The organism is Weissella bombi, assembly GCF_900094835.1.
Lineage (GTDB): Bacteria > Bacillota > Bacilli > Lactobacillales > Lactobacillaceae > Weissella > Weissella bombi.
Genome location: NZ_FMAO01000022.1, coordinates 1 through 8187, shown reverse-complemented (window position 1 = coordinate 8187; position 8187 = coordinate 1). Strand labels below are relative to the sequence as shown.

The window sequence follows — 8187 nt, the reverse complement described above, 5'->3', positions numbered from 1 at the left end:
GTCCTGAAGCGTCCTTACTGCCCCATTATTTACAACCGTAGGTAAACCTACACTTGTAAAATCAACACCTTCAACATACATATCCTTGTATCGAGCAATCCAGAGACTAAATCTCTCTTTAATTCCCAAACCTTTATATAATTCACGAGCACTAACTAGTTGATCACCTTGTTCATTCGTTTGAACTTTGATTAATTCATTATTCATTTTTAATTCTCCCTTATTTATGGATAATTACGTTTCATTTACTAAGATACGGTAGAAATGATGGCGGTATGTCAGACCCTCCGGGATAATGAATAATTACCCTAAGGGTCTTTCTTTTTGCATCTTCCCACTCGTTCATAAATAGCCCTTCAAAACTTATTCTTTTAACAAACTGTAATGATTCACCATCAACAATGACTTTAGTTGTTCCATCTACTTCTGAAATAATTTCAACATTATGTTTTGTTAAATCGATTTCTATTTCTTCATATTTATTTTTGATTACTTTACTAATTTCTTCGTTCATGTATTATTACTTCTCCTTATAAGTCTGTAATATTAAACAATGTGAATATCTTCTTACGAATTGCCTTTGATTTAGGTGAAGTCTCACCATTGATTGCCCTATTCGTCTGACTAACACCTTCACCAATCATTTCGGCAAGGTCCCCCTGTCGGTCAATTCTTCGCTCCCACATCTCATCTTCGATACGCTTTTTTACTTTGCGCTTTAGAGCATCTTGCTCTTCTTCAATTGTTGTTGCCGTCATAAGCAACCTCCTTTGTTTATTTGTGATAATATTTATTTTGTGAGTGTCGCAACACTTCCCTACATTAATGAAAGGAGTTGTTAAAATGGTAAAATATACACTTGTCTTAAATGGAAGACACAATGGCCCTACCATTAATTTTCTTCCAATCGAACCTCAAGTTGGTCAACTCTTACATACTGCTGATCCCAAATCGCCTTATTATTTGATTGAATGTATTACGCAATCTATTGATGACGAATTTGTTGAATTACATGTTAAGAAGTTTGAAAACAAGCTCTCGGCCGTCAATAGAGTCAATGGTTTCTATTGATTCTTTATTGGATGGCATAAATTTTGCATCAATTTCTTCTAAATATTTCTGATTAACAAACACTGCTGTTTCACATAAAGCAATCTCTGACATTTCTTCATGATCGTTTGCATAAACCGTATAAGTTTTGATTGCTTTGCGAATCAGTAGTGTTTTTGTTTGCTCATATTCATCAACTACAACACCGATTAGTTGACCAGCTACATAAACTAAATCATTTACCATTTAAATCACCTCCCTTTCTGTTTATTTATTATCAAGTTATTGCATATTTTTACTCGATAGAGTAATATAAAGGCATAGAAAAACAAACACAGAACCCTTATTTATCAATATTTGCTCGCCAAAGCTTTGATTATTTTAGGTCTGTTTTTTGTTGCTCAATTACTTGATGAATTCATTATCACTCAATCGAATAAAAATGTCAACGCTAAATAACTCAATTGAATAAAATGAATTTAACAATCATGGAGAACCTCTTGATATGACAATATTTGAAAGAACAAAAGAAGCTGCAAAAACACGTGGAATGAGTTTGCAAGAAACTGCCACTGCTGCTGGAATTGGTATAAATTCTATCTATGGCTGGAAAAATAAAAAACCAAGCATAGACCGAATAAAAGCTGTTGCCGACGTCCTAGGTGTATCAATAGACTACCTTCTAGGTAATACTGATGAAATGCACCCTACTAAAAAAGATGGCGTGTTAGATCTACGAGAAGTATCGGATGATGAACGTTATGAGTTAGTTTCTGCAGGCGGTAGACCAATAACGGATGAAGATTGGGCTATTATCAAAGCTGTTCTAGCTAAATATCCTCGAAAAGAGGATTAGTTTATGGAAGAAATTCAAAAATGGATATTTGAGGATATCATTACTGAAATTAAAAAAATTGGTTTTTCAATTGAAGCTGCGCCCCTAGCCTATTTACATGCAATAACTAGCCCTAAATCAAAAGTGATTATTTGTAATCCAGATACGGTTTCCCTATTCGAACTTTCCGAAGAAAAAGTACATGCTGAATACAATCATCATAGAAGATTTAAAGAATATGATGTACTTAATCTTGATGAGCAAGAATCACATCAATTATCATTTCACTATTTATTGAACAGATGGCAATGGTATGAAGGCTGTCAAGATTGGTTAAAATTTGTGATGGCTACTGGAACGCCTAGTTACTTTAAAGATGAAATAATTACGGCATTTACTTAGTTTTTACTATACTAAAATAAAAATCCACCTTGCTGGTGGCATACATATATTTACGTGCAGAAAGGATTCACGTTAAAAGCTTTGGGGAAGTATGGATAAATGAATAGAATTACAAAAGCATATTTTGTTACGCTAACTTCGGGTTTAATGACCTTTGGGGCTACAAATATTGTTAATTTTTCTAATAATTCATCAAGTAGTGTATTTGCTGACAAAAATAAAGTCCAAAACATTGATATCAATGATTTAACATCTTCAGATAGTAATGGTAGTTTAAAGCCAGGATATTATAAAACTAATGTTGAATTTACTAATCAAAACACTTGGTTCTCAAAAAAGGGGCATAAAGTGGTAACAGTTAAAACATCAACAAATGATAATATGTCAATTCTTGCTACAAAAAAACAATTTAATAAGCTAAAAGACGGTACCCAAGCAACAGTTACGCTACAAGCAAAAAAGGAAAATATTGATGGTGCTAAAATAATTAACCTATATATTAAAAAGTTAAATATTATAAGTGGTGGAACTAGTGCCCATCAAAAAACTATTGATGCGTTGAACGCAAAAAAAGACGAGTTAAATCAATCAACTCAGCAATCTTCTGGTGTTGATATTATTGAGAGTTTTAATGAAGTTTCCCATAATATTTTTAATATCCAACTAGATAGTTCTGCTATTAATGGTACAAATATGGAGATAAAATCATTAATTAACAGCATTAATAAACAATTAGTTGATACTTATCAAAACACCACAGATGGTGCTCCTACTATGGAATACTATGTTGGTAATACTAAGATTGCAGTCAATAGAATTTTAGATCCTACTCAAGTTAAAATTGAAAACTAAGACAATAAAAAACACATATCCCCTTCTATCGCCAAACAGACAGGATATGTGCAATCTCATATTAACAAGCGTTTCGTGCGCTTTTACTTACAAGTTTAGTATAACAGAAAAAGATTATTTTTAGATAAAAGAGCCACTATGCTGGTGGTATGTGTGCAGAAAGGATTCACGCTAAGAAAACAATATGGATATGGAAGCATGAATAAAAGGAATACAAAATTTAACAGGTATCATAAATCAACCTTCAGTTGAACCGTCATATTATGTACAAATCACTCCATTAGGAGTTGATTTTATGAATTTTATTAGAACATATAAAAATAAGTATTAACAATGCTATAAAAATTACCACAATGGCTGAGCAACCAATCCAGTATTTAATAAAAAATTCAACAGTTGTTAAATGAATATAATCATTTAATATTTTAGATATTCCGTGCTCTTTTTTATACTATACAACGTATATTATTAGTAACTATATTATATCACGTTATAAAATCTTATAATCATAGTTGAAAGGAAGTGATGAATTATGATTATATTTGGAATAATTGGCTTTATTGCATTATTTTTTATTATCTTAGAAGGTCTCTGGGCTTTGATACCTTGGTTAATATTAGCTGTGATTATTACTAGTATCATCGGTTTTTTCTTAGATCATTTTATTATTGCTATACTCGCCATGTTAGTTATTTTAATAATTGCTGGTTACTTCATCAAGAAAAAAGAACATAAATAAAAAACACATATATTAAAGCATAAATAAAATTAAAATAGCTATCTGTAAAGATATGTACAAGGAACTATTGAGTAGTTATTATGAATAAAATTAAAATGAAATCAACCACGTTTAACCTTTTTAAAAAAGCCATTAATATTATATTTTTAATTTTAATGGCATTAATCTTTATCGGCGCAATTAGATCAACTCATTTAAATATAACTGCAGTATCACCAAAACTGTTCAAAATTATAATACTGTTCACACTATGTGTAATTATATATTTTGTATCAAACAGAGTTCAGTCATTAATTAATGATAAAGTAATTCCTGCGATATTGAACTACAAGTTAATTTTATTGTTCATTTGGTCACTTCTGTTAATAATAGGACAAATAATTTTCATAACTCAAACAACCACACCAATCGGATTTGATGTAGGCGGTGTTGTAGGCACAGTATTGCATAATGTTTCAATTCCCAATTATTTTAGCTATAATCCAAATAATTTACCACTTCTATTTTTAGAACGTTTTTGGGGAACTTACTTTGGGTCAAATTGGATTTCATTTAATATCATGTCGCTAATAAGTACTGATCTAGGCTTTATAATTACTATACTTACAGCTAGGTATATAAATAAAACTAGTATGTACACAACTTGGGTACTGTCCCTACTACTTTTGGGCTGTTTTCCTTACATAATCGTTCCGTATACTGACGTATTAGTATTACCTTTAGTTAGTTTGTCATTCTTAGGATACTTAGTTACTAAAAAAAACAATAATATATATGTGAAATTATTAGGTTCATTATTAACCGGAACATTTGGAGCACTATCCTTTTTACTTAAACCATCATCTATAATATTCATTGTCGCTATTATTCTTATTGAAATATTTTATTTATTATTAAAAAATAAAAAAATAAAAGTAGCTTATATTAGTTTAATCTTGTTAGTTAGTTTTGGTTCAGCTATTGGTGTTAAGCAAACATACAATACTTACCTACACAATCAAAAATATATTAAGGTTAATTCAAGCATGAGAAAGCCTCCAGAATTATTTCTTGCCATGGGCATGGTTGGTAATGGAGGATATAACTTACAGCTAACCACAGAAACCAATTCATTAAAAACACAAAAAGAAAAGAAAAAATATACAATAACTCATATAAAAGATACGCTGCATAATTATGGGCTTTGGGGTTATTTACAATTTGCACTTAAGAAAAATACCAACAATACATCAAATGGTTCTTTTGGATGGTTACAAGAAGGTAATTTTATACTTGCTCCTGCAACTAACAGGTTACAACAGCTTGTTTACCCAAATGGTTCACATTTACTTGATTATTTTTTTATTTCACAGATTGTATGGATCATCTTGCTCGTAATTTTAACCTTGGGATATAAATCACCCCAAAAATTAGAATCTATCATAATGATATTAAAATTATCAATTATTGGTTCATTAATGTATCTTCTACTCTTTGAAGGTGGCAGAAGTAGATATTTAATTCAATTCTTACCACAAATAATACTGTTATCTGGTATATATTTAAATGTTTATTTTACAGATAATATGTTCGTAAAAAATAGTGATTAATAAAAAAGCCACCCTACTGGTGGCATACATAAGAATAATCAAAAAAATTCAAATTTTGAAAGGAGACACTTAAATGACTAATACATGGAAAGATAAGGCCAAATTATTGGCCGATAAAGGACTAACCATGACAGAAATTGCAAATGAAGTAGGAATTACTTATAGTTCTGTTGCTAAATGGGTTAAAAAAAATAACATAAATGTTAAGTCTGGTGTCCATAAAGAATGGCATGAAACAGTTAAGAAATTAGCTACTACACACACATTAGCAGAATTATCAAAAATTGTTGATCAGTCAGAAAATAATATACAATCTTATCTTTTTAGATATGATATAAAGCCAAAACCTGTTATTGATAAATCAGAGAAGTTAAAGTGGCAATCTAGGGCACGAACACTAGCATCCGATCATACTGCTACAGAAATTGCAAAAATACTAGATATTCCTATAGCTAACTTACGTTATTTTTTCAAAACAAATAATATCAAGTGCCTTACTAAGAAAACAAGAGATACCCCTTGGCATAAAGAAGCTATTAAATTAGCACCTACTCACACTACATATGAAATTTCTAAAATGTTTAACGTATCACAAAAACAAGTTCAAGCTATTCTTCGAGAAAACAATATAATTGCAAAAAAAAATAACAAAAAGTTTTTTAAATCACTAACTAAAATAAATTCAAAAAATTTTGAAAATAATACTGATATGACAAAATATCTATATTCTCTAGGATTTACTGATTTAGAAATTTCACAAACATTAAATATTAGTAGGCAACGCGTTCAACAAATTAGAAATCAACATGCTCTGATAAAAAACAGTTCTGATCGAAAAAAGCAAGCCCTTTTAGATAAAAAAGAATTACTAATAGATGATATAAATTCCTTTGGAGTACAAAAAGTTGCAGATAAACACCATGTGTCAAAAGCATTTTTGATTGAATTAATTGGAAAAAATAATATACCTATTTCTCGAGGAACTGGTGCAAAAACAAATCGGACTTCTAAATGGTGGCAAGAGATGGCTGCACAACATACTGTTTATGAATTGTCTGATATTACTGGTCTCAAAATAACCTCAATACGTGCTATTTTAGGAAAATTACATATTTCCGCAAAAAAAGCGACAGGAGTTAGAAAAGGACAAATTCATGCCAAGTCACATTCTTATTTTGGAAAAACTTATGATGAATTAGTTAATTTAGGGGAAATCATACAATGAAAGAAATTGTGGCTATCATCAATAACGGTTCTGAAAATTCAATTAGAGCAGCATATAAACGAATGAAAATTCCTTATAAAAAAGTCTATTAATATTGTGTTGTGACCCAGACAAGTCAATAAACTGTCTAATTTTAAACAAGAAAGGTTAGGTTTAAACTAATGGCAAGTATTTATAAGCGTGGTAAAAGTTGGACTGCCAACGTTTTCGTATTGAAAGATGGTGAGCGCCGTAGAAAAACAAAATCCGGTTTCAAAACAAAATCAGCAGCACAGGGATGGGCCAACGAAATGGAGGTAGCAAAACAAAAACATGCACTTACATTTAATACAAAAACACCATTTCCCGTTTATTTTGATAAATGGTTTGAAATATATAAAAAACCATTCGTAACATATTCTACAGTCAGGTGGTATAAATTAACTAGCAAACATCTACACAATGCATTTGAAAATGTCACAATTGAAAATATGACTAGAGCTCGTTTTCAAAAATTTTTAAATGAAATGGGAGAAAAATATGCAATAGAGACAACTAAAAAAATAAAAATGCATGTTCATCAGATGGTTAATTCAGCTATTGCAGAGGATGTTATTATAAAAGATTTTACTAAAGGTACTAATACAACCGGGCTTGATGGAAAAGACAGAAATTTAAAATTTCTAGAAGCAGATACAATGAAGTCATTGGTTACTAATATAGTCTCTCGTCCCGTCGGAGAACGTCCAGTTACGGATATGATGATTTTAACAGGCCTTCACACAGGATGTCGTTACTCTGAAATTGCGGCGCTAGAATGGTCCGATATTAACTTTAATAACAGTATTATTTCAATTAATAAGACATGGGATAGTCCACGTAAATTATTTAAGCCAACTAAAACTAAAACATCAACTAGAAAAGTTGATGTTCCTGACGTGTTAATTAAAGATTTAACTGAATGGTATAACTTACATCAAAATACTACATTCGTATTTACTGGATCTAACAATTATCCTCCTACAAATGAAGCAGCTAATAAACAGCTGACACGTAATCTAAAAGAAATTAACTCTGATAAAATGATTACATTTCATGGACTTCGTCACACACACGCTAGTTGGTTATTATCTCAAGGTGTTGATGTAAAATATGTTTCTGAAAGACTTGGTCATTCGAGCATAGATATTACACTTTCAGTTTACACTCATTTGCTACAAACTCAAAGAAATGACCAAACAAACAAGTCAATGGAACTACTAAATAATCTTTAGTGCTACAAAAGTGCTACAAAACAAAAAAATACTCTTACAAATCCCTTGATATCAAGGGTTGTAAGAGTCATCGCATGCCGACTGGGGGATTCGAACCCTCGACCTACGGTTTACGATACCGTTGCTCTACCAACTGAGCTAAGTCGGCAATTACTCCGAATGTCGGGCTCGAACCGACGACAGCACGATTAACAGTCGTGTGCTCTACCAACTGAGCTAATTCGGAATGATATGCATCGCAA

The 8187-nt window shown here is 31.1% G+C and carries 11 protein-coding genes and 2 tRNA genes; 7 read left to right on the top strand and 6 right to left on the bottom strand.

Annotated features, from left to right (window positions below; genetic code table 11):
* The 4 genes from GA0061074_RS08850 to GA0061074_RS08830 form a co-directional block, all read right to left on the bottom strand.
* Window positions 1–207, bottom strand: a 207-nt coding sequence (locus tag GA0061074_RS08850) for an antA/AntB antirepressor family protein (RefSeq protein WP_208855586.1), incomplete at its 3' end; no start/stop codon positions are given.
* A gap of 34 nt (window positions 208–241) precedes the next feature.
* Entirely contained in the window at window positions 242–514 is a 273-nt protein-coding gene (locus GA0061074_RS08845) for a hypothetical protein (RefSeq protein ID WP_092463935.1), read from the bottom strand.
* 16 nt (window positions 515–530) lie between these two features.
* Window positions 531–758: a hypothetical protein gene (locus tag GA0061074_RS08840; RefSeq protein WP_092464033.1), complete on the bottom strand. Its 228-nt coding sequence runs from the start codon at window positions 756–758 to the stop codon at window positions 531–533.
* Window positions 759–1008: 250 nt separating this feature from the next.
* Entirely contained in the window at window positions 1009–1296 is a 288-nt protein-coding gene (locus GA0061074_RS08830) for a hypothetical protein (RefSeq protein WP_092464026.1), read from the bottom strand.
* 259 nt (window positions 1297–1555) lie between these two features.
* Between GA0061074_RS08830 and GA0061074_RS08825 the strand changes: the two genes are divergently transcribed.
* The 7 genes from GA0061074_RS08825 (at window position 1556) to GA0061074_RS08795 (ending at window position 7945) form a co-directional block, all read left to right on the top strand.
* Entirely contained in the window at window positions 1556–1906 is a 351-nt protein-coding gene (locus GA0061074_RS08825; protein ID WP_092464023.1) for a helix-turn-helix domain-containing protein, read from the top strand.
* Window positions 1907–1909: 3 nt separating this feature from the next.
* Complete coding sequence (locus GA0061074_RS08820) at window positions 1910–2287, top strand: hypothetical protein (protein WP_092464020.1); 378 nt, start codon at window positions 1910–1912, stop codon at window positions 2285–2287.
* 99 nt (window positions 2288–2386) lie between these two features.
* Window positions 2387–3139 carry a hypothetical protein gene (locus tag GA0061074_RS08815; RefSeq protein ID WP_092464017.1) on the top strand — a complete coding sequence of 251 codons (753 nt, stop codon included), beginning with the start codon at window positions 2387–2389 and terminating at the stop codon, window positions 3137–3139.
* 532 nt (window positions 3140–3671) lie between these two features.
* A complete protein-coding gene (locus GA0061074_RS08810) occupies window positions 3672–3878 on the top strand; it encodes a hypothetical protein (protein ID WP_092464014.1) in 207 nt (68 codons plus the stop codon).
* Window positions 3879–3958: 80 nt separating this feature from the next.
* Window positions 3959–5467 carry a glycosyltransferase family protein gene (locus tag GA0061074_RS08805; RefSeq protein ID WP_092464010.1) on the top strand — a complete coding sequence of 503 codons (1509 nt, stop codon included), beginning with the start codon at window positions 3959–3961 and terminating at the stop codon, window positions 5465–5467.
* A 73-nt stretch (window positions 5468–5540) separates the two neighbouring features.
* Window positions 5541–6692: a helix-turn-helix domain-containing protein gene (locus GA0061074_RS08800; RefSeq protein ID WP_092464007.1), complete on the top strand. Its 1152-nt coding sequence runs from the start codon at window positions 5541–5543 to the stop codon at window positions 6690–6692.
* A gap of 161 nt (window positions 6693–6853) precedes the next feature.
* Complete coding sequence (locus GA0061074_RS08795) at window positions 6854–7945, top strand: site-specific integrase (RefSeq protein ID WP_092464004.1); 1092 nt, start codon at window positions 6854–6856, stop codon at window positions 7943–7945.
* A 75-nt stretch (window positions 7946–8020) separates the two neighbouring features.
* Here the strand turns inward: GA0061074_RS08795 and GA0061074_RS08790 are convergent.
* Window positions 8021–8093: transfer RNA gene (locus GA0061074_RS08790), tRNA-Thr, on the bottom strand.
* Window positions 8094–8098: 5 nt separating this feature from the next.
* Window positions 8099–8171: transfer RNA gene (locus tag GA0061074_RS08785), tRNA-Asn, on the bottom strand.
* Window positions 8172–8187 lie beyond the last annotated feature (16 nt).